The sequence below is a fragment of the Arenibaculum pallidiluteum genome (assembly GCF_017355985.1).
GTDB lineage: Bacteria > Pseudomonadota > Alphaproteobacteria > Azospirillales > Azospirillaceae > Arenibaculum > Arenibaculum pallidiluteum.
Map to the genome: position 1 here is coordinate 160,273 of NZ_JAFIQU010000003.1, position 22,134 is coordinate 182,406.

General features: G+C 69.9%; 19 protein-coding genes. 14 read left to right on the top strand and 5 right to left on the bottom strand.

All coding sequences use genetic code 11. The annotated features are described in order from the left end of the window. Positions 1–33: 33 nt before the first annotated feature. From tssC to tssA, 3 genes are all read right to left on the bottom strand, one after another. The gene (tssC, locus tag JUB13_RS07870; RefSeq protein ID WP_236024817.1) at positions 34–1,533 is read right to left on the bottom strand and encodes a type VI secretion system contractile sheath large subunit; all 1,500 of its coding nucleotides are present in this window, start codon (positions 1,531–1,533) and stop codon (positions 34–36) included. Next, positions 1,530–2,066, bottom strand: a complete 537-nt coding sequence (tssB, locus tag JUB13_RS07875) for a type VI secretion system contractile sheath small subunit (RefSeq protein ID WP_207478253.1) — start codon at positions 2,064–2,066, stop codon at positions 1,530–1,532. The genes tssC and tssB overlap by 4 nt, the downstream gene beginning before the upstream one ends. A gap of 68 nt (positions 2,067–2,134) precedes the next feature. Next, on the bottom strand, positions 2,135–3,151 hold the full coding sequence (gene tssA / locus JUB13_RS07880; RefSeq protein ID WP_207478254.1) for a type VI secretion system protein TssA: 1,017 nt from the start codon (positions 3,149–3,151) through the stop codon (positions 2,135–2,137). A gap of 299 nt (positions 3,152–3,450) precedes the next feature. On the opposite strand from tssA, the gene tssK reads away from it, so the two are divergent. The 8 genes from tssK (at position 3,451) to JUB13_RS07920 (ending at position 15,579) form a co-directional block, all read left to right on the top strand. Further along, positions 3,451–4,797, top strand: a complete 1,347-nt coding sequence (gene tssK, locus JUB13_RS07885) for a type VI secretion system baseplate subunit TssK (protein WP_207478255.1) — start codon at positions 3,451–3,453, stop codon at positions 4,795–4,797. Between the two features lie 35 nt (positions 4,798–4,832). After that, positions 4,833–6,296: a type VI secretion system-associated FHA domain protein TagH gene (tagH, locus tag JUB13_RS07890; protein ID WP_207478256.1), complete on the top strand. Its 1,464-nt coding sequence runs from the start codon at positions 4,833–4,835 to the stop codon at positions 6,294–6,296. Then, positions 6,286–7,584 (top strand): type IVB secretion system protein IcmH/DotU, encoded by a 1,299-nt coding sequence (gene icmH, locus JUB13_RS07895; RefSeq protein WP_207478257.1) that lies wholly within the window; start codon positions 6,286–6,288, stop codon positions 7,582–7,584. The genes tagH and icmH overlap by 11 nt, the downstream gene beginning before the upstream one ends. Positions 7,585–7,595: 11 nt before the next feature. Beyond that, a complete protein-coding gene (gene tssM / locus JUB13_RS07900; protein ID WP_207478258.1) occupies positions 7,596–11,210 on the top strand; it encodes a type VI secretion system membrane subunit TssM in 3,615 nt (1,204 codons plus the stop codon). A 16-nt stretch (positions 11,211–11,226) separates the two neighbouring features. Further along, entirely contained in the window at positions 11,227–12,000 is a 774-nt protein-coding gene (gene tagF / locus JUB13_RS07905; RefSeq protein ID WP_207478259.1) for a type VI secretion system-associated protein TagF, read from the top strand. Then, complete coding sequence (locus JUB13_RS07910; protein ID WP_207478260.1) at positions 11,997–13,169, top strand: PP2C family protein-serine/threonine phosphatase; 1,173 nt, start codon at positions 11,997–11,999, stop codon at positions 13,167–13,169. Before tagF ends, JUB13_RS07910 begins: the two co-directional genes overlap by 4 nt. Positions 13,170–13,263: 94 nt before the next feature. After that, positions 13,264–14,136 carry a c-type heme family protein gene (locus JUB13_RS07915; protein ID WP_207478261.1) on the top strand — a complete coding sequence of 291 codons (873 nt, stop codon included), beginning with the start codon at positions 13,264–13,266 and terminating at the stop codon, positions 14,134–14,136. 66 nt (positions 14,137–14,202) lie between these two features. Beyond that, a complete protein-coding gene (locus JUB13_RS07920; protein WP_207478262.1) occupies positions 14,203–15,579 on the top strand; it encodes a serine/threonine-protein kinase in 1,377 nt (458 codons plus the stop codon). Positions 15,580–15,618: 39 nt separating this feature from the next. Here JUB13_RS07920 and JUB13_RS07925 read toward each other — a convergent pair whose 3' ends face one another. Next, positions 15,619–16,542 carry a LysR family transcriptional regulator gene (locus JUB13_RS07925; protein WP_207478263.1) on the bottom strand — a complete coding sequence of 308 codons (924 nt, stop codon included), beginning with the start codon at positions 16,540–16,542 and terminating at the stop codon, positions 15,619–15,621. Positions 16,543–16,640: 98 nt separating this feature from the next. Between JUB13_RS07925 and wrbA the strand changes: the two genes are divergently transcribed. Genes wrbA through JUB13_RS07940 form a run of 3 tightly spaced genes read left to right on the top strand, consistent with a single transcriptional unit; the run spans position 16,641 to position 18,644 of the window. Continuing rightward, positions 16,641–17,243: an NAD(P)H:quinone oxidoreductase gene (gene wrbA, locus JUB13_RS07930; RefSeq protein WP_207478264.1), complete on the top strand. Its 603-nt coding sequence runs from the start codon at positions 16,641–16,643 to the stop codon at positions 17,241–17,243. A gap of 55 nt (positions 17,244–17,298) precedes the next feature. After that, the gene (locus tag JUB13_RS07935; protein WP_207478265.1) at positions 17,299–18,270 is read left to right on the top strand and encodes a glutathione S-transferase family protein; all 972 of its coding nucleotides are present in this window, start codon (positions 17,299–17,301) and stop codon (positions 18,268–18,270) included. A gap of 2 nt (positions 18,271–18,272) precedes the next feature. After that, a complete protein-coding gene (locus JUB13_RS07940) occupies positions 18,273–18,644 on the top strand; it encodes a DUF423 domain-containing protein (RefSeq protein WP_207478266.1) in 372 nt (123 codons plus the stop codon). 7 nt (positions 18,645–18,651) lie between these two features. Here the strand turns inward: JUB13_RS07940 and gcvA are convergent, their stop codons facing one another. Further along, complete coding sequence (gcvA, locus tag JUB13_RS07945; protein WP_328702889.1) at positions 18,652–19,554, bottom strand: transcriptional regulator GcvA; 903 nt, start codon at positions 19,552–19,554, stop codon at positions 18,652–18,654. A gap of 101 nt (positions 19,555–19,655) precedes the next feature. On the opposite strand from gcvA, the gene JUB13_RS07950 reads away from it, so the two are divergent. From JUB13_RS07950 to JUB13_RS07960, 3 genes are all read left to right on the top strand, one after another. After that, entirely contained in the window at positions 19,656–20,564 is a 909-nt protein-coding gene (locus tag JUB13_RS07950) for a PhzF family phenazine biosynthesis protein (RefSeq protein WP_207478268.1), read from the top strand. Between the two features lie 112 nt (positions 20,565–20,676). Beyond that, a complete protein-coding gene (locus tag JUB13_RS07955) occupies positions 20,677–20,904 on the top strand; it encodes a sulfurtransferase TusA family protein (RefSeq protein WP_207478269.1) in 228 nt (75 codons plus the stop codon). A gap of 148 nt (positions 20,905–21,052) precedes the next feature. Further along, positions 21,053–21,982, top strand: a complete 930-nt coding sequence (locus JUB13_RS07960; protein WP_207478270.1) for a histone deacetylase family protein — start codon at positions 21,053–21,055, stop codon at positions 21,980–21,982. Positions 21,983–22,134: the final 152 nt, after the last annotated feature.

Here is a 22,134-nt window from a genome sequence, read left to right on the forward strand (position 1 = left end):
GGAATCCCCTAGCGGTTGCTGTGACGGAAGGGTTCAGGCTTTCCTCGCGGACGGAAGCCGCGAGACAAGGCGCAGCGAAACGGTGAGGCCCTCGAGCTGGTAGTGCGGGCGCAGGAAGAAGCGCGCCTGGTAGTAGCCCGGGTTGTCCGGGATTTCCTGGACGATGACCTCCGCCGCGGCCAGCGGCTTCTCCGCCTTGGCTTCCTCGCTCGCGAGGTTGGGCGAGGGGTGGACGTAGTTCTGTATCCACTGGTTCAGCCAGGCTTCGACGTCGGAGCGTTCCTTGAACGACCCGATCTTGTCCCGGACCAGGCATTTCAGGTAATGCGCGAAGCGGGAGGTCGCGAAGATGTAGGGCAGCCGGGCGCTCAGCTCCGCGTTCGTGGAGGCCTCGGCCTCGTCGTACTTCGCGGGCTTGTTCAGGGTCTGCGCGCCGATGAACACGGCCATGTCGGTGTTCTTGCGGTGCAGCAGCGGAAGGAAACCGTTCTTCGACAGCTCGGCCTCGCGTCGGTCGCTGATCGCGATTTCCGTCGGGCATTTCAGGTCGACGCCGCCGTCATCGCTCGGGAAGGTGTGCGCAGGCAGCCCCTCGACCAGCCCGCCGGACTCCACGCCGCGGATCCGCGACATCCATCCGTGCAGCTTGAAGGACCGGGCGACGTTGATGCCCATGGCGTAGGCTGCGTTGCACCAGAGATACTTGCTGCTGTCGCTGCCGTCGACGTCCTCCTCGAAGGCGAACTCCTCGACGGGATCGGTCTTTATTCCGTAGGGCAGGCGCCCCAGCGTGCGCGGCAGCGTCAGCGCGACATAGCGGGAATCCTCGGACTCGCGCAGCGAGCGCCAGGCGGCGTATTCCGGTGTCTGGAAGATCTTCGTGAGGTCGCGCGGGTTCGCCAGCTCCTGCCAGGATTCCATGTTCAGGAGCTGCGGGGCGGCGGCCGAGATCAGGGGCGCATGCGCGGCCGCGGCGATCTGGCCCAGCGCGCCCAGCAGCTCGACGTCCGGAGGCGTGTGGTCGAAATAGTAGTCGGCGATCAGGCACCCATAGGGCTGCCCGCCGATCTGACCGAACTCCTCCTCGTAGATCTTCTTGAAGAGCGGGCTCTGGTCCCAGGCGACACCCTTGTACTTGCGGGCCGACCGGGCAAGCTCCGCCTTCGTGACGTTCAGCACCCGGATCTTCAGGTTCTCGTCCGTCTCGGTGTTGTGGACGAGCTGGTGCAGCCCCCGCCAGGAACTCTCCAGGCTCTGGAATTCCGGATGGTGCATGATGAGATTGAGCTGCTCGGTGAGCTTGCGGTCGAGCTCGGCGACGATCGCCTGGATCGTCGCGACCGCGTCCTCTCCGATCAGGCTGGTTTCGGCCAGCGCCTGCTCGGCAAGGGTCCCGACGGCCCGCTCGATGGCGCTCCGGTACTGGTCGGTCCGGGGCTTGAACTCCCGTTGCAGAAGCTCGGCGAAGGCATTGCTGGTCAGCGTCGCGCCAGCGGCAGCCGGCTGCACCTCCTCCATGCGGTTCGCGGTCATGAACGCTTCTCCTCGTCGGCGGCATCGGCATTACCGCCCGGGACCCGGGCCTTGCCCGAGATCGCCTTGAGCAGCTCCGGATCGGACAGGAGCTTGCCGAGCAGCTGTTCCGCGCCGCTCTTGCCGTCCATGTACGTGAGAAGGTTCGCGAGCTCCGTCCGTGCTTCGAGCAGCTTGCGGAGCGCCTCGACCCGCCGGGCGACCGCCGCCGGGGAGAAGTCGTCCATCCGCTCGAAGGTGAGCTCGACGGGAAGCCGCCCCTCACCCGTGAGCGTATTCTCGACAACGAAGGCCACGCGCGGCTTCATCGCCCGGAGCCGGGCGTCGAAATTGTCGATGTCGATCTCGGCCATCTTCCGTTCCGCGATGTCCGGCAGCGGCTCGGCGGGCTTGCCTGCGAGATCCGCAAGGACCCCGGTGACGAACGGAAGCTGGACCTTCCGCTCGGAACCGTAGAGCTCCACGTCGTATTCGATCTGGACCCGCGGCGTCCGGTTGCGGCCGATGAATTTCTGGCTGCTGGATTTCACCATCCTCGATCCTCCTCAATGCCGCCCGCGGCAGCGATCCGTTGCGTTCGTCCCGGCCCTTCGCCGGCCCGTCAGTCCGCGTCCTGTGTGATGGCGTCCGAAATTCCTGCGAGGTGGCGGAACTGCTCCGCGCCCTCCGGCGCGAGTTCGACGAGCAGCGAAAGGAAGTCCTTCGCGACGAGCCGCTTGGTCCGTTCGAGCAGCATCGGGACCGGGCTCGACGGCTCGTTGGCGCGGTACCACACGCAGATGCGCTCGAGCTGGCCGATGACGTCGGCACGGCTGGAGATCTCCCCGCTGCCGCCGGTCGCGACGGGGGACACCTCCTCGGCCGCTTCGTCCGCGCCGACGGACGGCATCGGCCGATACGCGTCGATGACCGCCCTGACCTGGCCGAGAAGGTCCTTCAGCGCGTCGAGGCGGAGCATGGCTTCCGGTGCGATCTGTGCCCGAAGGCTGGCCTCGAGGCGGCCGATACCTCCGAGGCAGTCGCCCAGCGCCTCGCTGGTTCCGGACAGCAGCTCCCTGTCGGTCGCGCCGAACGCCCCCTCGATCTGGGCCAGGTCCGGGGCCCCGCTCCCGGGCTCGTCGTTCCGGGCCGCCTGCCACTGCTCGAGGCTGAAGCGCCCGAAGGCCCGGGAGTCCGCGAGCGGCGCGTGGCGTATGTCGGCGAGAAGCCCGGCGGGATCGCACAGATTGGCCAGCGCGTTCACGCGCACGGTCGGATCGTCCGCATCGTCCGCGTCCGGTCTCGGGTGCACGCCGTCCCAATAGCGCTCCAGATAGTCCGCCAGCAGCGCCAGCCCGTCCGCAAGGCCGCGGAACCCGTCCGTGTGCAGCCAGGCCCGGGTCAGGGTGGCGCCGATGCGGAGGTCCTTGCTGCGCCGGGCAAGCTCCAGCCCGAGGGCCGCGACCTGGATCCAGTCCGTGGCGTCGCCGGCAGCCGTCGCGTCGCCGAGCTGGCGGTCCGGCTTCCCGCGCGCAGCGATTTCGAATTCGAGGTAGTCGAGATCGTAGTCCAGAGCCTCGCCGCACGGGTCGGCGCCGTCGACCGCGGCCAGCAGATTCGCGTCTTCCGCACGCGACATGTATCGATTTCCCGAATGCTCGCAGCGATGACCAGGTCGAGCCGTGACCAGGAACCGCCGCCGTGACGGGAATGACTAGGCCATTTCTGACGGGGCGCCGCATGCACGGTTCATATGGCGCCATGCATCTTGGGCGTTTGCCCGGGAATACTCGTGGCGAATGGCGCGATATCCGATGCGCATGATCCGCGGGTTCCGCGGGAGATCATAGTGGCATCCATCGGGGGCGGTGCTTCCGGCGGCATCCTCCGGGGTCGCGGCGCCGGAGAAGTCCCGTCCAGCGCAGCAGGGCCGAGCGGATGTCGTGGAACAACAAGGTGGTCTGGTCGGAAGGCCTGTTCCTGCGGCCCCAGCATCTCCAGCAGGCCGATCGCTACATGGAGGGCTTCGTGCGGGGCCGCACGGCGGCCCTGCGCGGCTATGGCTGGGGCTTCACCGACCTTCGCCTCAACCGCTCTCTGCTGACGCTGGGAAAGGTCGCCATCGAACATGCGGCGGGCGTGCTGGAGGATGGAACGCCATTCGCCATTCCCGACGAGGCCGACCAGCCGGCCCCGCTGGAGGTTCCGGAGAGCCTGCGCAACGTGACGATCCATCTGGCGCTGCCGGCCAGCCAGCCCGGCGCCGTGGAGACGGAATCGGCCGGCAGCAGCGATGCCGTTGCCCGGTTCGCGCTCGCCGAGCAGGAGGTCGTCGGCGGCAACGCGGGCGAGCGCGATCCCGTCGCGATCGAAGTGGGGCGCCTGCGGTTCCGGCTCGTCGCGGAGGGGATGGAGCGCTCGGGCTTCCTGTGCATGCCGGTCGCGCGCCTGGTGGAGGTCCGTGCGAACCGTCAGGTCGTTCTCGACGAGAGCTTCGTTCCCCCCGCGCTGGACATTGCAGCGGCGCCGGTGATCGCGGGCTATGCGACCGAGATCGAAGGGCTCCTGCACCATCGGGGCGAAGCGCTGGCCGGACGGGTCTCGCAGTCCGGCACCAAGGGCGTCGCGGAGATCGCGGACTTCCTGCTGCTTCAGGTCGTGAACCGCCACGAGCCGCTGTTCGCCCATCTCGGCCAGGCCTCGACGGTGCATCCGGAGACCCTGTTCGGCCACATGCTGCAGCTCGCCGGGGAACTGGCAACCTTCTCGGGCACCGGCAAGCGGCCGCCCTCTTTCGGCCCTTACCGGCATGAGGACCTGGCGACGAGTTTCCGGCCGCTGATGCAGTCGATCCGCCAGTCGCTGAACACGGTGCTGGAGCAGACGGCAATCGCCATTCCTCTGCGCGAGACCAGATACGGGGTCCATCTGGCCGAGGTCATGGACCGCAGCCTGTTCCGCACGGCCGCCTTCGTCCTCGCGGTGCGCGCGGATGTGGAGGCGGAGCGCCTGCGACGCGCATTCCCGACCCAGGTCAAGATCGGGCCCGCCGAGCGGATCAAGGATCTCGTCAACGTAGCGCTGCCGGGCATGGTGCTCGATGCGCTGCCCGTCGCGCCTCGCCAGATCCCCTTCCATGCCGGCGTCACCTACTTCGAGATCGACCGGAACAGCGCCTATTGGAAGGAGATGCCGACATCGGGGGGGCTCGCGCTCCATGTCGCCGGCGACTTTCCCAACCTCGAAATGGCCCTGTGGGCGATCCGCGGCGACGAGCGCTCGTGATCCCCGGTCGGTTCCTGGTTCCGGAGGCTTCAGCCATGTCCCTCCTTCTGCACGCCGAGGGCCCGGGAGCGATCAGCCTTCGCGGATCGGACGCCGCCGGTCAGATCATGGTCCACGACCGGCTGACGATCGGCCGCGACGAGCAGAACGACCTTGTCCTCGCGGACGAGCGCATGATGATCTCGTCGAGACACTGCCGGATCGAGCGGACGGAGCAGGGCTACGCCCTGATCGACCACAGCCGCAACGGCACCTTCATCAACCAGGCCAGCCTGGCAGTCGAGCGCAACATCCCGGCGGCGCTCGAGGCCGGCGACGAGATCCATATCGGCGGCTTCACGCTCCGCGTCACGACTATCGAGGCTGCCGAACCCGCTGCTGAACCCTCTGCCGAGCCCGCGGCCACGTGCAACGCCGAGCCTGACGGCGAGGCCGAGGATCTCCTGCACGCGGGACCGGTCCGACCTCCCAGGCGCCCACCCGTCCTTCGGAATGCGACGGAGAGGAACGGCCGCGCGTCCGTCCGACCGGCGCCTGCTCCGCTCTGGCCGATCGAGGCCGACGAGGAGCAGACGCTCTTTCCGGGATTCTCGGCGGGGACGCCGGTCAACGGGTCTCAATTCGGTGGCCGCGCTGCAGCGCCGGACCATGTCCCGCCGGAAGCCGCCGTGTTCGTCCAGCCGGCGAAAGGCGTCGCGAGGATCCCCGACGACTGGGATCTGCTGGCGGAGGTCGGCAGCCCGTCCGCCGAACGCGGGGAAAGGGATCCGCAGCCGTCGCCAGCGGCGCCCGCGGAAGCGGCGGCGCCGGCGACGGCGCCCGAGCCCCCTGCGGCACCGCGCACAGGGGGCGGGGACGAGGCTGTCAGGAGCGCGATCGCGGCGCTGCTCCAAAGCTGCGGCCTGACGGCCGAGGAGGTCCCGGATGCGCGCCTGGCCGCGATCCTGGGCAGCATGGCCCGCATCCTGCGGATCACCGTCGCAAATCTCGAGGAGGTCCTGGCCGCCCGGTCCATGACCAAGCGGGAGCTTGGTGTCGAGCGCACCATGATCGGCCGGTCGGACAACAACATCCTCAAGTTCGGGGTGGGGCCGGAAGCGGCGATGCGCCTCCTGCTCATGGAGGATGCCGCGGGCTTTCTGTCGGCCGATCGCGCGATCGAGCAGGCCTTCGACGATCTCAAGGCTCACCAGCTCAGCCTCGTCGCCGCGACGCAGGAGACGCTCGAGACCATGCTGCGGCGCTTGGCCCCGGAGGCGGTCGGCGCCCAGGAGCCGCCGGGCTGGCTGGAACGCGCCGTGCCGCTGCTGGCCAGGGCTCGAGCCTGGGACCGCTACGTCGCGCTGCATGGGCGCCTCTCCGGCGATCTCGCCAGCGGCGACCTCAGCATTCCGGCGGAGGTCCTCGCCTACGCCTTTTCCGTCCCGGGCCGGGTCACGCCGGAGCACGACAAGGGGTCGGACGGGACCAATGAGGAGGCACCGCCGCATGGTCGATAGAACCGTCATCGCCCCGAGCGACGTCTTCCTCGGCCTGGCGCGCGGCGGTGGCGTGGTGCCCGTGGCGGTCTCGGACGAGCCGGTCGACATCTGGGACCGCATCAGCCTCGGTCGGACCAGCCCGCTGGTCACGGCGGCAGCGCCGCTGCTGAACCTATGCGTCCGCATCAGGAACCTGGCCTCCCATCCGGATGCGGAGGCCCTGCGCATGCAGGTCCTGAGCGAGGTGGAGCGCTTCGAGCAGCGGATCGCCCCGCTTGGCCTGGCCGCTCGGTCGGTGCGGGCCGGGAAGTACGCGCTGTGCGCCACCATCGACGACCTCGTCCTGAACACGCCGTGGGGCAGCCGCAGCGTTTGGACGACCCGCAGCATGGTCGGGACGCTGTTCAGCGAGACATGGGGCGGCGACCGCTTCTTTGACCTCCTGGCCCAGCTCAAGCGGGAGCCGAGCGCCAACCTCGACCTGCTGGAGCTGCTCTACTACTGCCTCAGCCTCGGATTCGAGGGCCGGTACCGGATCGCCCCGCGCGGCACCTCCGAGCTCTCGCAGGTGCGCGACGATCTCTTCCGGCTGATCCGGACCGCGCGCGGCGCCCTGGAGCGGGACATCTCCCCCAACTGGCGCGGCGTCGCGGCCGCGCATCATCAGCCCGCCACAGCGATCCCGCCCTGGACCGTCGTCGCGGCCTCGGCAGGGCTTCTGCTCGCGGTCTTCACTGCCCTGCTGCTGGCGATCAATGCCCGCTCCGACCAGGCCTTCACCGCCCTTGCGGGCCTGCCTCCGACCGGGCCGGTGACCATCAGCCGGCCGGCACCGGTCGTTCCGCCGCCGCCACCGCCGGTCGTGGTCGCGCAGGCCGCCGCGCTGCGGAGCTTCCTGGAGCCCGAGATCCGCGAAGGCCTCGTCACGGTGACGGAGGACGCGCGGTCCATCGCGGTCCGGATCGTGGGCGATGGCATGTTCGATTCCGGACGCGCCGAAGTCCTCGAACGCTTCACGTCGGTGCTGCGGCGGATCGGGCAGGCGCTGAACGACCAGCCTGGAGACGTGCTGGTCACCGGCCACACCGACGACCGGCCGATCCGCTCGCTGAAGTTCCCGTCGAACTGGGAACTGTCCTTTGCCCGGGCGAGGGCGGCCGCCGCGATCATCGGGGCGACCATGGCGGACGCGGGCCGGCTGCGGGCCGAGGGCAAGGCCGCGAGCGAGCCCCTCGCATCGAACGACACGCCCCAGGGCCGTCAGCAGAACCGGCGCATCGAGCTCGCGATCACCAAGGCGCCGTAGGGAAGACCGTCATGTCCGGAACGCTCAAGCGCCTCTTTTCCCTGCGCTCGCTCGCCGTGCTGGGGGGCCTTGCCGTCCTTGCCGTGGTCGCCGGCACCCTGGCGCCGCTGGTCTCGGTCGGCGGCATGGAGCCCTTCGCGGGATGGCCCGGCCAGATCCTGGTCGCGGGCTTCCTGCCGGGTGTCTACGTCGTCATGAGGCTCCTCGACCGGTGGCTCGAGTTCCGGCGCAACGCCGAGACGCTCGACGCCGCCATCACCGGCGGCCGCGGTGCAATCGCGCCGACGGGCCAGGCGAGCGCCGACCAGGAAGCCGCGGTCCTTGCCGAGCGGATGAAGGAAGCCCTCGCGGTACTCAAGAAGCGCCGCTTCAGCGGCTCGTCGGGGCGGCGCTGGCTCTACCAGCTCCCCTGGTACCTCATCATCGGGCCGCCCGGCGCGGGAAAGACGACGGCGCTGGTCAACTCCGGCATCAACTTCCCGCTGTCCGACCGCTTCGGCAGGAACGCGGTGCGCGGCGTGGGCGGGACCCGCGGCTGCGACTGGTGGTTCACCGACGAGGCGGTGCTGATCGACACGGCCGGGCGCTATACGACCCAGGACAGCGACCCCGAGAAGGACAAGGCCACTTGGCTCGGCTTCCTGCGCCTCCTGCGCAGGCATCGGCGCCGCCAACCTCTGAACGGGCTCCTGGTGGCCATCGCCATCGACGCGTTGACCGAAGGAGGGGAGGCGGCACGGGTGGAGCATGCGCAGCGGATCCGCCAGCGCATCCAGGAGATCCAGACCGAGCTGCAGATCACGCTGCCGGTCTACCTGCTGCTGACCAAGGCCGACCTGATCTCGGGCTTCGTGGAGTTCTTCGACGATCTCGGGCGCGAGGGGCGGCAGGCGGTGTGGGGATTCACCTTCGACCGGGCCGCCGATGCCGAGATCCCTCCTGCCGACCGCTTCGGCATCGAATTCGACACCCTGCTCGGCCGCCTGGACGAGCGGCTGACCGAGCGCCTTCAGCAGGAGGGCGACATCGAGCGGCGCGCCATTCTCTACGGCTTCCCGCAGCAGGTCGCCAGCCTCAGGGATCCCTTCGAGCGGTTCGTGCAGGAGGCGTTCCACGGGAACTCCTTCGAGCCCGCGATCATGCTGCGCGGCGCCTATTTCGTGAGCGGCACGCAGGCTGGGACGCCCATCGACCGGGTCGTCGCTGCCATGACCAGGACCTTCGGGATCGGCCGGCCGGGCAGCATCGCGCCCAGTCACCCGAAGCGCAGCTACTTCCTGAACCGGCTGCTGCGCGAGGTCGTCTTCGGAGAGGCCGGCCTCGTCGATGCCGACCCGCGGCTGGATCGCCGCCGGCGGCGCCTCGCCTGGCTCGTCTACGGCATCGCAGCCACCGTCTGCCTGACGGTCCCGGGCCTGTGGGGCGTTAGCTACCTGGTCAACCGGAACCTGATCGAGACGGTCGAGGCCGCGGCCGCCTCCTATACGGAGAAGGCGAAGGCGGTGGCGCCGGAGCGGGCCTCGGGTTCGGACATCAGGCGCGCGGTACCGGTCCTGAACGAGCTGCGCGATCTGCCGACCGGTTACGGCGGCCGCGACCTTCCCCGTCCCTGGTACGCCAGCTTCGGCCTCGACCAGAGCGGCAAACTCAATGCCCAGGCCGTCGACGCCTACCGGCGCATTCTCGGATCGGTCCTCCTGCCGGGCCTGGTCCTGCGTCTGGAGGAGCAGCTTCGCGCCCAGCGCGACAATCCCGAGTTCCTCTATCAGGCGCTCAAGATGTACCTGATGCTGGGGAACCAGGGGCCGATGGACCGTGCCTTCGCCGCCCGGTGGTTCGAGCTCGACACTAAGGCCGCGTTCCCGGACCAGGGCGACGCCCCGCTGCGCAAAGACATCGCCGGCCACGTCCAGGCCCTGCTGGAGCGGCCTCTGCCTTCGATCGCGCTCGACGGCGAGCTGATCCAAGACCTGCGCGAGGTTCTGAGCCGGACCTCGCCCGCGAAACGGACGCTTGATGCGATCGTCGCCAGCCCCGAAGCCGAAAGCCTGCCGAGCTGGACAGTGGCCGATCATGCGGGACCGGCGGGAAGCTGGGTGTTCCGGCGCGTCAGCGGTCAGCCGCTCGCCCAGGGCATTCCCGGCCTCTACACCCGCGACGGCTTCTTCAAGATGTTCCTGCCGCTGCTGCCCCGGCAGGTCGCGCTCCTGCGGGAGGAGAGCTGGGTTCTCGGCGAGGAAATCGCCAGGGTCGACGCGGAGGCGGGGGACACGATCGAGCGCGACGTCGTCGGGCTGTACCTGCAGGCCTTCGCCCTTCATTGGGACCGCCTGCTGAACGACGTCGTCGTCAGTCCCGTCAACAGCCAGGAATCGGCGTTGCGGACGCTCAGCGTGCTGGCCTCGCCGACCTCGCCGGCGCGCCTGCTCGTGGTCGCGGCCAGCCGGGAGACGAAGCTTGCGCCGCCGCGCGAGGCGGAGCCCGACGGTGCGGGCCAGGAGAGGCTCGCCTCCCTGCTGGGGCAGCAGAAGAACCCCGACAGCATCACCGCGCTTGCCGAGCGCTTCACCGCGGAGCACTTCCGCGAGCTGCATGCCCTCAGCGCCGTCCCGCCGGGAAGCGCCGCCAATGCCCAGCCGCCGATCGACGATGTGATCGCAAGCCTCGGCGCCCTGTACCGGTCCCTTAGCCAGGCGGGCCTGTCGGGCGGGCAGGGCGGCGCCCTGCAGGGCAGCGTCGACGGCGCCGCCGCGCTGGCGGAGATCGAGATCCAGGCGGCGCGCCTTCCGTCGCCGGTGCGGCAATGGATCGCCGGCATCAGCAAGGTCAGCTCCGACATGTCCACGCAGGACGTCCGTCGGCGCCTGATGAACGCCTGGATGGGCCATGGAGGCCAGCTCTGCGCCAAGGCGATCGCCGGCCGCTATCCCTTCGACAGGAGCAGCGGCAGCGACATCCCGCTGGAGGATTTCGCGCGCGTCTTCGCCACCGGCGGCCTGTTCGACAGCTTCTTCGAGCGGAACCTGCTGCCCTTCGTGGACCGCTCGTCCGAGCCGTGGCGGTGGCGCAAGGTGGGGTCGGTCGATCTGAAGCTGTCGAGCGAGGCGCTTGCACAGTTCGAACGTGCCGCCCGGATCAGGGACAGCCTGTTCCTTCCCGGCGGAGCGAAGCCGGAATTCGCCTTTCGCGTCTCCCTCCTCCAGACCGATCCGGGATCGAGCGGTGTCGAGATCGGGATCGGCGGCCAGACCGCCGTCCTGGCGCCGGGCGAGGGGCGCCCCGCGACCCTGAACTGGCCGGGGAGCGCCGCGGAGGTCGGCATGACCGTCAGCTTCAGGCCGGCAGTGCCATCCAATACTCCCGTGGCCGGTGCTTCCGGGGGCAATGCTCCCAGCCTCAGTGCTCCCGGCTCAAATGCCCCAGGGGACGTCGCGGCGGACGGGGTCTGGGGCCTGTTCCGGCTTCTCGACCGGGGGGTGATGCGCCCCTCGGGCGCGTCCGATGCCATCGTCGTCAGGGTCGGCGGAGGTGGACGCTGGGCTGATCTGCTGCTGCAGGGGAGCACGCTCGGCAATCCGTTTGCACCGGGCCTGCTCAGCAATGCCCGCTGCCCCACAACGATCTGAAAGGGGGAGGCGAACCATGTCCATGCCCCGCATTGGCTATTACGGAAAGCTCCCGGCCCGCGCGGACTTCGTCGGCCGCCGACTTCCCGACGCCTTCCTCGCGCGCTGGGACGAATGGCTGCAGGCTGCCCTCGCCTCGGCGGAGCTGGCCATCGGCGGGACCTGGCGCCGCCGCTTCCTGTCGTCTCCGGGATGGCGCTTCCTCATGCCGCCGGGGGTCTGCGGCACGAGCGGCTGGATGGGCGTCCTGCGGCCGAGCCAGGACGCCGTGGGCCGCTGCTTCCCGTTCCTCCTGGCAGCGGAGCTGCCCCACGGATGGGATGCAGCCGCGCTGGCGGACAGCGGCAATCATTGGCTTCGCAGCCTGGAGCAGCTGGCCGCCGCAAGCATCCTTCCGGAGTTCAACCTTGAACGCCTCGACGTGCCGCTTCCGCCGCTGCCCGCCCCCCGGATCCCGGCGGAAGGCGCATGGCCCCGGATCGGGGCAGCCGCCGTCGGTCTCTGGTGCGAACTCCCCGCCACTCTCGATGTCCCGCAGTTTCTGCGGCGGCAGCAGCTCGGACCGCCTCCTGCTTCCATCTGGTGGACCGGCGGGGTCCCGGGCGAGGTGGGGGGCGTTGCGCCGGGCGTGGCCCTGACCGGCGGACTCGTCACTCCCGCCGGCTTCGCGGCCATGGTGGACGGATCGTGGGAGCGGTCGGGATGGGAGGTCGCGGATCCGCGGCGCGACGCGCAGACCGGCGGCTCCCCGGCCGGATGGGACGCGGCGGACTGGGACCGGCCCGCATGACCCTGGCCGGAACCACGCTCGTGCCGGCCGCCCGCGGACCGGCGGTCGCGGCGGCCAGCCACAAGGGCCATGTCCGCGTCGGCAACGAGGATGCGGTGCTCGCCCGGCCGGAATCGGGGATGCTGGCCGTCGCCGACGGCATGGGCGGGCACGAGGCCGGCGCCGAGGCGGCGCGTTCGGTGATCGAGGCTCTGGCGGCCCTCTGCGAGATGCCGCCGGAGCGTTTCGATGAAGCCGTTCGCGGGGTGCTGTCGGCGGTCAACGGAGCGCTCCATGGGCGCAGCCAGGCGCCGGGTCATCGCGGCATGGGCAGCACCGTCGTGGTCATGGGGCTGTGGGGGACACGGTTCACCTGCCTCTGGGCCGGTGACAGCCGTGCCTATCGCTGGCGCGCCGGCCGACTGGAGCGCCTGACCGCCGACCACTCGCCGCTGCAGTCGCTGATCGATGCCGGCATCGTCGTGCGGGACGGAAACAGGCGAGATGCGCTGGCCAATCTCGTCAGCCGGGCGGTCGGGGCCCATGCCACGCTCGTCCTCGACGCCGTCAGCGGACCCGTCGAGCCCGGAGACCGCTTCCTGCTCTGCAGCGACGGGCTGACCAAGGTGGTCGGCGACGAAGCGATCGCCGCTCTGCTCGGCGACGGGGATGTCGGCCTGCTTCCGCACCGCCTGATCGAAGCGACGCTTGCGGCCGGAGCGCCGGACAATGTGAGCGTGATCATCGCGGAGGTGCCGAGCGTGGGCCAACCGGCGGACGGCAAGGCGACGGACGCTCCCGTCGCCGGGAAATCCGCCGCAACCATCGTTGCGGCCGCCCCGCCCGAGGCCGGTTCGGCGACCGCGCCGGCACCCCGCGCCGCGCCGCCAAAGGCCGGTCCCGCGCGCCTTCTGGCTGCGCTCGGCCTTTGCTGCGTCCTTGCGCTCGTGGGGCAGGGGCTATGGGGGCCGAATCTGTGGGACCCGCCGCTGGGGGAAGCGCCGCGCGCCGCCCTGTGCTTCGCCGCCGGCCTGCTGGCCGCGGCCGCCATCCATCGGGTGCGCTGGACGGCGGTGGCCGGCGTGATCCTCGCCATCGCCGCCTGCAGCTTCGCCGTGGCGGCGCACGAGAATGTCGGGACCCTCTTCAGCGGCGCATGGAGCGTCCTGCGGCAGCGTGTCCTCGGATGATCGGCAGGCAGGGAAGGACGACCGATCGGGCCCGGACCGCGCAGGTCCGCTCCCGGCCGCGGCGCGCAAGGGAAAGGGTGGAGTTGCAGGCAGCATGGGACTGATCGTTCGCTTCAACCTCGTGATCACGCTGGCCTTCGTCTTCGGCCTCGCGCTTTCGGCGCTGCTGATGCGGGAGAGGTTCATCGCCGATGCGCGCGTCGGCGTCCTGGCCTCGGCCCGGATCATGCTGCAGGCCAGCGATTCCATCATGCATTTCACGGGCGAGGAGGTCACGCCGCTGCGCCAGGCCTTCGGGCAGGAGGAATTCATCCGGGCTACGGTGCCGTTCTATGCGAGCGCCTCGATCTTCGAGAACCTGCACCAGCGCTACCCGGACTATTCGCTGCGCAACGTCGCGCTCAACCCTACAAACCCGCGGGACCGTCCCACGGAATCCGAGGCCGACATCGTCCATCGATTCCGCTCGCGTCCCGATATCGGCGAGCTGGTGACCGAGCGGACGACGCCGACGGGCCCGATCCTCAGCCTGTCGCGCCCCGTCGTCGCACGGCCGGAATGCCTGATCTGCCACAGCGTCCCCGCCAATGCGCCGAGCGGCATGGTCGCGACCTACGGGCCTTCCAACGGCTTCGGATGGCAGCCGAACGAGACGGTGGGCGCGCAGATCGTCTCGGTTCCGCTCAGCCTGCCCCTCGCGCAGGCCGAGGAGGCTGTCGTCCATCTGGTCGGAACCTTCGGCGCGGTCTTCGTTGCCGTCCTCCTGGTCCTGAACGCCCTTCTCTACATCCTCGTCGTCCGGCCGATCCGCAACATGGCGCGCGTCGCCAACGAGGTCAGCCTGGGCAAGCTCGAGACGCCCGAATACGAACGCGGCGGCAGCGACGAAATCGCGATCCTCAGCCAATCCTTCAATCGGATGCGACGCAGCCTCGACAGCGCGATGCGGCTCCTCGAGAAGGCATGATGCCGGGACGGGCCGCAGGAATTCCGGCCGCTGGCCGCCTCTTCCGCAACGGGAGCCGGTGAAACCATGGAACTGCCCTGCGAGATCGGCCGCTATCGCCTCCTGGAGCGCATCGGCTCTGGCGCCATGGGCGCCGTGTTCCGGGGCGAGGATCCGGTGATCGGAAGGACCGTGGCGGTCAAGGCGATCCGCACCGACCTCGTGGATCCAGCCGACCGCGCGTTCCACTTCGAGCGCTTCCAGGTCGAGGCCAGGTCGGCCGGCCGCTGCCTCCATCCCAACATCGTCGCGATATACGACTGCGTGGAGCAGGACGGGGCGCCCTACATCGTCATGGAGTTCGCCGCCGGGACGACGCTGCAGCGGGTCCTGGACCAGCAGCGACGCCTCCCGGTGCCGGCGTCGGTCGCCATCCTGCAGCAGTTGCTGGCGGCGCTCGACCATGCCCATGGCCGCGGCGTCATCCACCGCGACATCAAGCCGGCCAACCTGATCCTAGGCCCGGACGGCCATCTGAAGGTGACGGACTTCGGGATCTCCCGGCTCGGCGGCGGCAACGCGACCATGAACGGCCTGGTGCTCGGGACGCCGGCCTTCATGGCGCCGGAACAGGCGAAGGGAAGGGATCTCGACGGACGGGCCGATCTCTTCGCCGCCGGCATGGTGCTTCTGCATCTCGTCACTGGCCGTTCGCCCTACAAGGGGAGCGCGCTGGCCGAGATCGTCCTCGAGCTTGCTTCGGACGAAGCCTTCGACCTCCGTGCGGTCGAGACCGTGGATCCCCAGCTCGTGCCGGTGATCGAGCGCGCCCTGGCGAAGGACCCGGACGCCCGCTTCGACTCCGCGGCAGGCTTCGCCCGGCAGCTTTCCGACGCGATGGAGCGCTCCCGCGGGGCCGGGCTCTGGCCGGCTGCGGGGCCGGGGACGTCCCTGCCAGACCTGGCCGCGGCGGCCGGAGCGGCCGTTCCGCCCGCGTCGGCATCCGGCGGCCTCGACCAGCGCTTCCTGCAGCGCGTCGAAAGGGAGCTGACCCAGGTGGTCGGCCCGATCGCCCGCATCCTGGTCCGCGAGGTCGCCAAACATGCCGCGACCGAACAGCAGCTTCTCGCCGGGCTGGCCTCCCGACTGCCCGAGGAACGGAACCGCACGCAGTTCCTGAAGCCCTTCGCGCGGACGGAAGGGGGCGGCGGGCGTTCGGGTGCCATGCTGCCCGCCGCCGGCCCGCCGCGGCTGGCCATTCCTCCGGAGATCCTGGAGGCGGCGCAGGTCCTGCTTGCGAGCTTCGTCGGTCCCCTCGCCAGGATCATCGTGACGCAGAGCTGCGCCCAGGCGACGTCCACGCAGCAGTTCTACCGCGACCTCGCCGGTCACATCACGCGTGAGAAGGACAGGGACGAGTTCCGACGGAGATTCGCCAGGGACATCGCCCCGCGGATCGGATGAGGCCCTCGGGTGTGTCCGCGTCGCCCGATGCGGCGGGTCTCAGCCGGAGGCGACGGATTGCGCCTCGTCCCAGTACGGAGAGGGGCCGAAGCGGCTGGCCAGGAAATCCACGAAGGCGCGGACCTTCGGCGAGAGGTGACGGCCATGGGGATAGACCGCGTGCACCGCGATCTCCGATACCGTGAACTCCCGAAGAATGCACTCGGCCGAGCCGTCCTTCAGTGCCTCGCTGGCGATGAAGGTCGGAAGGATGGCAAGGCCGATCCCCTGGCGCACGGCCTCCAGGAGGATCTCGCCGTTGTTCACGCGCAGGCTTCCCGCCACCCTGACCGGCCGGATCTCGCCGTCGATGCGGAACGACCATTGGTCGGCCACCGGACTGTTCGTGTAGACGAGACAGTTGTGGCGCGTCAGCTCGTCGGGATGGCTTGGCCGGCCACGGCGCGCGAAATAGGCCGGGCTGCCGATGAGGGCCCGGCGGACGGGCGCGAGGCGGCGGGCGATCAGACTGCTGTCGCGCAGCCGGCCGATCCGGACCGCGACGTCGTATCCCTCGTCCACGAGGTCCACGTAGCGGTCATTGAGGTCCATCTCGATCTCCATCTCGGGATGGTGCTCCATCAGGTCCGCGATGGCCGGGGCCAGGTGCTTCACGCCGAACGAGACCGGGGCGTTGACCCGCAGGGTCCCCCGGGGGGCGGCATGCAGGTCGCCCGCGGCCTGCTCGGCCTCGTCCACATCCGCCAGGATCCGGGTGGCACGCTCGTAGAAAGCCTGGCCCACCTCGGTTAGGCTGAGCCGGCGGGTCGTACGGTTCAGGAGGCGGACGCCCAGCCTGTTCTCAAGCTCGGTGAGCCGGCGGCTCACGACCGACTTGGACAGCCCAAGCCGTTCCGCAGCGAGCGTGAAGCTGCGGCAGTCGACTACCTTCACGAAGACTGCCATGTCGTCGAGCCGGTCCATCGTTGCCATCCGGGAAACAATTTTTCCCGATCCTCGGCGATTAACGGAACCAAAGCAACGTGCGATCTGTCGATCAATCCACCGAAGGGAAAGCAGACATGGCGAAGATCCTCGTCCTCTACTACAGCAGCTACGGCCACACCGAGGCCATGGCGAACGCGGCCGCGGAAGGCGCGCGATCCGTCGCCGGCACGGAGGTGACCGTCAAGCGCGTGCCCGAGCTGGTGCCCGAGGAGATCGCGAAGAAGTCGCACATCAAGCTGGACCAGGCGGCGCCGATCGCCACGGTGGACGAGCTTCCGACCTACGATGCCATCATCTTCGGCACGCCCACCCGCTTCGGCAACATGGCGTCCCAGATGCGGAACTTCCTGGACCAGACCGGCGGCCTCTGGGCGAAGGGGGCCCTGATCGGCAAGGTCGGATCGGTCTTCGCATCCACGGCCACCCAGCACGGCGGGCAGGAGAGCACGATCCTCTCCTTCCACACGACACTGCTGCACCAGGGCATGGTGATCGTGGGGCTGCCCTATTCCTTCGCGGGCCAGATGCGACTGGACGAGATCACCGGCGGCTCGCCCTACGGTGCCACCACCATCGCCGGCGGCGACGGATCGCGCCAGCCCTCGGCCAGCGAGCTCGACGGCGCGCGCTTCCAGGGCAAGCACGTCGCGGAGATCACGAAGAAGCTGCACGGGTGACTGCACGGCCCGGCCCCGGCGCCGGGCCGTTTCGCGGGGCCGGGACGGGGGCGTCATGGGACTTCTGGTCGAGGGGGTCTGGCAGGACCGCTGGTACGACACGGGCAAGTCCGGTGGCGCCTTCGTGCGCCCGCCGACCCGCTTCAGGAATCAGGTCTCGGCCGACGGGACCGGCTTATTCCCCGCCGCCGCCGGGCGCTATCACCTCTACGTCTCGCTGGCCTGCCCCTGGGCGCACAGGACCCTGATCGCACGGCGCCTGAAGCGCCTGGACGACGTGATATCGGTATCGATCGTCGATCCCTTCATGGGCGAGCAGGGCTGGGGCTTCTCCGATGCGGCGGGCGCCGTGCCGGACGCCGTGAACGGCAAGCGCTGGCTGCACGAGGTCTATACGCTGGCAGACCCCGCTTATTCGGGCCGGGTCACGGTGCCCGTTCTCTGGGACAAGCAGCGCCGGACCATCGTGAACAACGAATCCGCCGAGATCGTCCGCATCCTGAACGCGGCCTTCGATGCGTGGGGCGACCCTTCGGCGGATCTCTATCCCGAGAATCTCCGCGGCGAGATCGACGCCGTGAACGCCTGGATCTACGACGATGTGAACAACGGCGTCTACCGGGCCGGCTTCGCGACGACGCAGGAGGCCTACGAGGAGGCATTCGACCGGCTCTTCGCGGCGCTGGACCGGATCGAGGGGATCCTCTCGGAGCGGCGCTTCCTGACCGGTCCGCGGCGAACCGAGGCGGACTGGCGCCTCTTCACCACGCTGGTGCGCTTCGATGCCGTGTATTACGGTCACTTCAAGTGCAACCTGCGCCGTATCGAGGACTACCCGAACCTCTCGAACTACCTGCGCGACCTGTACCAAGTGCCGGGAATCGCCGACACGGTGAATTTCGAGCAAATCAAGCGCCACTATTACGCAAGCCATCAGATGATCAACCCGACGCGCATCGTGCCCAAGGGCCCCGCCCTGGACTACACGCGGCCGCATGACCGCAACCGGCTCGGCGAGGCCGCCTGACCATGGCGCCTGCTGCCGCGGCGTGGGTCGCCGTCGCCGCGCTGAACGCCGCGATGGCGGTCGCCTTCGGCGCCTATGCGAGCCACGGCCTCGCCGGCCAGGCCTCCGACTGGGCGCGGACGGCGAGCCAGTACCAGATGTGGCATGCCCTCGCGCTCCTGCCGATCGCATCGGGCTGGATCGCAGGCCGTGCCGCGGCGGCGGCGCGGTGGGCGTTCCTGGCGGGGATCGCCCTCTTCTGCGGATCGCTGTACGCGCTGGCGCTCGGCGCGCCACGTGGCACCGCCGCCCTGGCGCCGCTGGGCGGCCTGACGATGATCCTTGGATGGCTGCTGGTCGCGGCAGGCGCGCTCGTCGGCGCGGGCCGGCGCTGACGGCAGCTCAGGCGCCGGCCTCGCGGCGGATCCAGTCCCGGAACGCAGCGGCTCGGGCATCTGGTGGACCTCCGCCGGGAAGCACGATCCAATAGGCGAAAGCCGTCGGAATCTCGTGGCCGAGCACCCGGACGAGGCGGCCCGCGGCCAGGTGCGCCTCGGCCAGGGATCTCCGCACGAGCGCGACACCCTGGCCCAGAAGCGCCGCCTGCAGCACCAGCGCGGCGTCGGGCAGGTGGATGCCGGCGCCCGGCATCCCGAGGCCCGCATCGGCGAGCCAGCCCGGCCAGCCGGTCGCGGTTTCCTCGGCGTGCAGGCCATCGTCGTGCAGCAGCGGAAAGGCGAGGAGGTCCGCCGGCCTTCTCGGCGGGGCGCCGCCGCCAAGAAGGGCGGGCGCGCAGACGGGGACGACGGAATCGGCCATCAGCAGTTCGGACCGGAGGCCGGCATAGCGGCCGGGGCCGAAGCGCACCGCGAGATCCGGTCCGGCGGGACCGGGGTCCGCCAGCCGGTCGTCGGCATCGAGCCTCAGGTCGATCCCGGGATGGGCAAGCCGGAACCCTGCCAGCCGTGGCAGGAGCCAAAGGAGCGCGAAGGAACGCCCGACGCCGACGCGCAGCGGCCCGTCACGGCCGGGGGCAGTCAGCCGGGCCGTGGCGTCGGCGATCCGCGCCATGGCTGCCGCGACTTCGGCCCGGTAGTCTCGGCCGGCCGCGGTCAGCCGCAGGCCGCGCGGGCGCCGCTCGAAGAGCCGGGTGCCCAGCAGCGCCTCGAGCTCGCGCATGCGCAGGCTCACCGCGGCCGGCGTGACATGCAGCTCCTCGGCGGCGCGGCGGAAGCTCTCGTGGCGCGCCGCCGCCTCGAAGACGCGGAGCATGGGCAGAGGGGGCATCTGCGCGGGCGGTGGCATTGGGACCCATAGGCAAGCTGAGCTTGCCCATTTGACGAGAAAGCATCGTTTGCGCGCAAGTCGCGGGATGGGCAGGATCGCCGGGATCGATGGAGGGCAACATGAACGTGCGGAGCTATGTGACCGCCGACGTCTTCACCGACCGCCGCTTCGGCGGCAACCCGCTGGCGGTCTTTCCCGACGGGGCCGGGCTCGACGGCGCGCTGATGCAGTCCATCGCCCGTGAGCTGAACCTCAGCGAGACGGTCTTCGTCCTGCCCCCGGAGACCTCCGGTGGAACGCGGCGCCTGCGCATCTTCACCCCTGCGATGGAGCTGCCCTTCGCGGGGCACCCGACGGTCGGGACCGCGGTGCTGCTGGCCGAGGCCGGCGCGTTCGGCGATGCGTCCGAGATCGTTTTCGAGGAAGGGGCTGGTCCCGTGCCCGTGCGCCTTGAGCGCGGATCCGACGGGCGGGTCCGGGCCACGCTGACGAGCCCGCGCCTGCCCGCGGAGGTGCCCGGCCTTCCCGGCCCGGAGGATCTGGCCCGGGTAATCGGGCTGCCCGCCTCGGCGCTGGCCGTCCGTCCGGCGCCCGCCGCATGGAGCGCGGGAGTTTGCTTTGCCGTGATTCCCCTGCGCGAGCGATCGGCGCTCTCGGCCGCGCGCCTCGACCCCGCCGCCTGGAGCGCATCGATGGCGGAGGGACCCGCGCCCCACATCTATCCCGTGTGGATGGAGGACTGGGAGCGCGGCGGCGACGTTCATGTTCGGATGTTCGCCCCGGCCATGGGCATCCCCGAGGATCCGGCGACGGGAGCGGCCGCCGCGGCGCTGGTCGGGTTCCTTGCGGCGCTTCGGCGATCCGCGGACGGGGTCGCGCGCTGGCGGGTCCTTCAGGGGATGGAGATGGGCCGGCCCAGCGAGATCGCCATTTCCGCGGTTTTCGCCGGCGGCCGCCTGGAAGCCGCCATGGTGGGAGGCGGCGCCGTCACCGTGGCGAAGGCGACGCTGGAGCTGGATCCGCCCTGAGGCAGCGGGAACCGGCCCGACTGATGGCCCACCGGCGCGCTGTCGGGCACGACGCGGCGCGGAAGCATCTCCGGGTTCCCGCCAAAGCTGGAGATGCACTAGCATCGGCGCCATGAACACGCATCTTCTCGACGCCAAGGGCCTTGCGTGCCCGCTTCCCGTGCTTCGGGCACGCAAGCTGCTGAAGGCACTAGCTCCGGGCGAGATCCTGGATGTCGAGGCGACCGACCCCGGCGCGCCCAAGGATTTTCGCGCTTTCTGCGAGGCTTCGGGGAACCGCCTGCTACTGGCCGAGGAGACCGGCGGAATCTTCCGGTTCCGCATCGAGCGCGGAGGCTGAGGCCCCGTTGCGTCTTCGGGGGGCGTCTTCGGGGTGCCTCTCCGGGGTGCGTCGCAGGGACCGGCAGTGGCACCAGAATAGCGGTGAAAAGCCGCAATACTTCTGGGACAATGGCCGCAGGCGAGGAAAAACCCGAAACTGCGAACCGATGAACACGGTCCTGTTCAGCCATCCGGCCTGCGTCGATCACGACACGGGCTTCGGCCATCCTGAAAATCCTGCTCGGCTAAAGGCCGTGCTCGCAGCGCTGGAGGACGAGCGCTTCCACTTTCTGCAGCGGTGCGAGGCGCCCCGCGCGACGCGCGAGCAACTCGCGCGTGCCCATCCCGGATCCTACGTCGAGGAGATCCTGGCCGCGATTCCTGCCGAAGGGCACGCCGAGATCGATTCCGACACCGTGCTCTCGCCCGGCAGTGGCGAGGCGGCCCTCCGCGCGGCCGGCGCAGTCGTCGCGGCGGTGGACGCCGTCTGCAGAGGCGAGGCGCGGAATGCCTTTTGCGCGGTGCGGCCCCCGGGGCATCATGCCGAAACGGCGACGGCCATGGGGTTCTGCCTGTTCAACAACGTCGCGGTCGGTGCACTCCATGCACGGGCGGTCCATGGCATCGAACGCGTGGCGGTGGTGGATTTCGATGTCCATCACGGCAACGGGACGCAGGACATCCTGCAGGGCGACGCAGGCATGTTCTATGCCTCGACCCATCAGTGGCCGCTCTATCCGGCGACCGGCGCCGCGCAGGAGCGGGGCGCTCACGACAATGTCGTCAACGCGCCGCTCGCCGCCATGTCCGGTAGCGCCGAGTTCCGCCACGCCGTCACCACGCATATCCTGCCGGCCCTGGAGCGCTTCCAGCCGGGGCTGATCCTGATCTCTGCGGGTTTCGACGCCCACACGCGCGATCCGCTGGCAGGGCTGCACCTGGTGGAGGCCGACTACGCCTGGGTGACGCGCAAGCTGGCCGATCTCGCACGGTCGTGCTGCGAAGGCCGCGTCGTCTCGGTGCTGGAGGGCGGGTACGACCTGCGTGCGCTGGCTGCAAGCTGCGCCGCGCATGTCCACGAGCTGATGCAGGCGTGATCGCCGCCCGGACTTGCCATGGGCCGACGCGCGCGATCGGGGCAATCCATCCGACATAGGACGGCCGGAGGGGTTGCGCCTGATCGCCCTGCAGCCATGCTGCGGGAGGGGCATCCTTGCGGAGGAGGCGGCATCCCTCCTACAGTCCGCCT

Excerpts from the sequence above, each read along its gene's own strand:
- tssC (WP_236024817.1), bottom strand. The coding sequence starts at position 1,533 with ATGACCGCGAACCGCATGGAGGAGGTGCAGCCGGCTGCCGCTGGCGCG.
- tssB (WP_207478253.1), bottom strand. The coding sequence starts at position 2,066 with ATGGTGAAATCCAGCAGCCAGAAATTCATCGGCCGCAACCGGACGCCG.
- tssA (WP_207478254.1), bottom strand. The coding sequence starts at position 3,151 with ATGTCGCGTGCGGAAGACGCGAATCTGCTGGCCGCGGTCGACGGCGCC.
- tssK (WP_207478255.1), top strand. The coding sequence starts at position 3,451 with ATGTCGTGGAACAACAAGGTGGTCTGGTCGGAAGGCCTGTTCCTGCGG.
- tagH (WP_207478256.1), top strand. The coding sequence starts at position 4,833 with ATGTCCCTCCTTCTGCACGCCGAGGGCCCGGGAGCGATCAGCCTTCGC.
- icmH (WP_207478257.1), top strand. The coding sequence starts at position 6,286 with ATGGTCGATAGAACCGTCATCGCCCCGAGCGACGTCTTCCTCGGCCTG.
- tssM (WP_207478258.1), top strand. The coding sequence starts at position 7,596 with ATGTCCGGAACGCTCAAGCGCCTCTTTTCCCTGCGCTCGCTCGCCGTG.
- tagF (WP_207478259.1), top strand. The coding sequence starts at position 11,227 with ATGTCCATGCCCCGCATTGGCTATTACGGAAAGCTCCCGGCCCGCGCG.
- JUB13_RS07910 (WP_207478260.1), top strand. The coding sequence starts at position 11,997 with ATGACCCTGGCCGGAACCACGCTCGTGCCGGCCGCCCGCGGACCGGCG.
- JUB13_RS07915 (WP_207478261.1), top strand. The coding sequence starts at position 13,264 with ATGGGACTGATCGTTCGCTTCAACCTCGTGATCACGCTGGCCTTCGTC.
- JUB13_RS07920 (WP_207478262.1), top strand. The coding sequence starts at position 14,203 with ATGGAACTGCCCTGCGAGATCGGCCGCTATCGCCTCCTGGAGCGCATC.
- JUB13_RS07925 (WP_207478263.1), bottom strand. The coding sequence starts at position 16,542 with ATGGACCGGCTCGACGACATGGCAGTCTTCGTGAAGGTAGTCGACTGC.
- wrbA (WP_207478264.1), top strand. The coding sequence starts at position 16,641 with ATGGCGAAGATCCTCGTCCTCTACTACAGCAGCTACGGCCACACCGAG.
- JUB13_RS07935 (WP_207478265.1), top strand. The coding sequence starts at position 17,299 with ATGGGACTTCTGGTCGAGGGGGTCTGGCAGGACCGCTGGTACGACACG.
- JUB13_RS07940 (WP_207478266.1), top strand. The coding sequence starts at position 18,273 with ATGGCGCCTGCTGCCGCGGCGTGGGTCGCCGTCGCCGCGCTGAACGCC.
- gcvA (WP_328702889.1), bottom strand. The coding sequence starts at position 19,554 with ATGCCACCGCCCGCGCAGATGCCCCCTCTGCCCATGCTCCGCGTCTTC.
- JUB13_RS07950 (WP_207478268.1), top strand. The coding sequence starts at position 19,656 with ATGAACGTGCGGAGCTATGTGACCGCCGACGTCTTCACCGACCGCCGC.
- JUB13_RS07955 (WP_207478269.1), top strand. The coding sequence starts at position 20,677 with ATGAACACGCATCTTCTCGACGCCAAGGGCCTTGCGTGCCCGCTTCCC.
- JUB13_RS07960 (WP_207478270.1), top strand. The coding sequence starts at position 21,053 with ATGAACACGGTCCTGTTCAGCCATCCGGCCTGCGTCGATCACGACACG.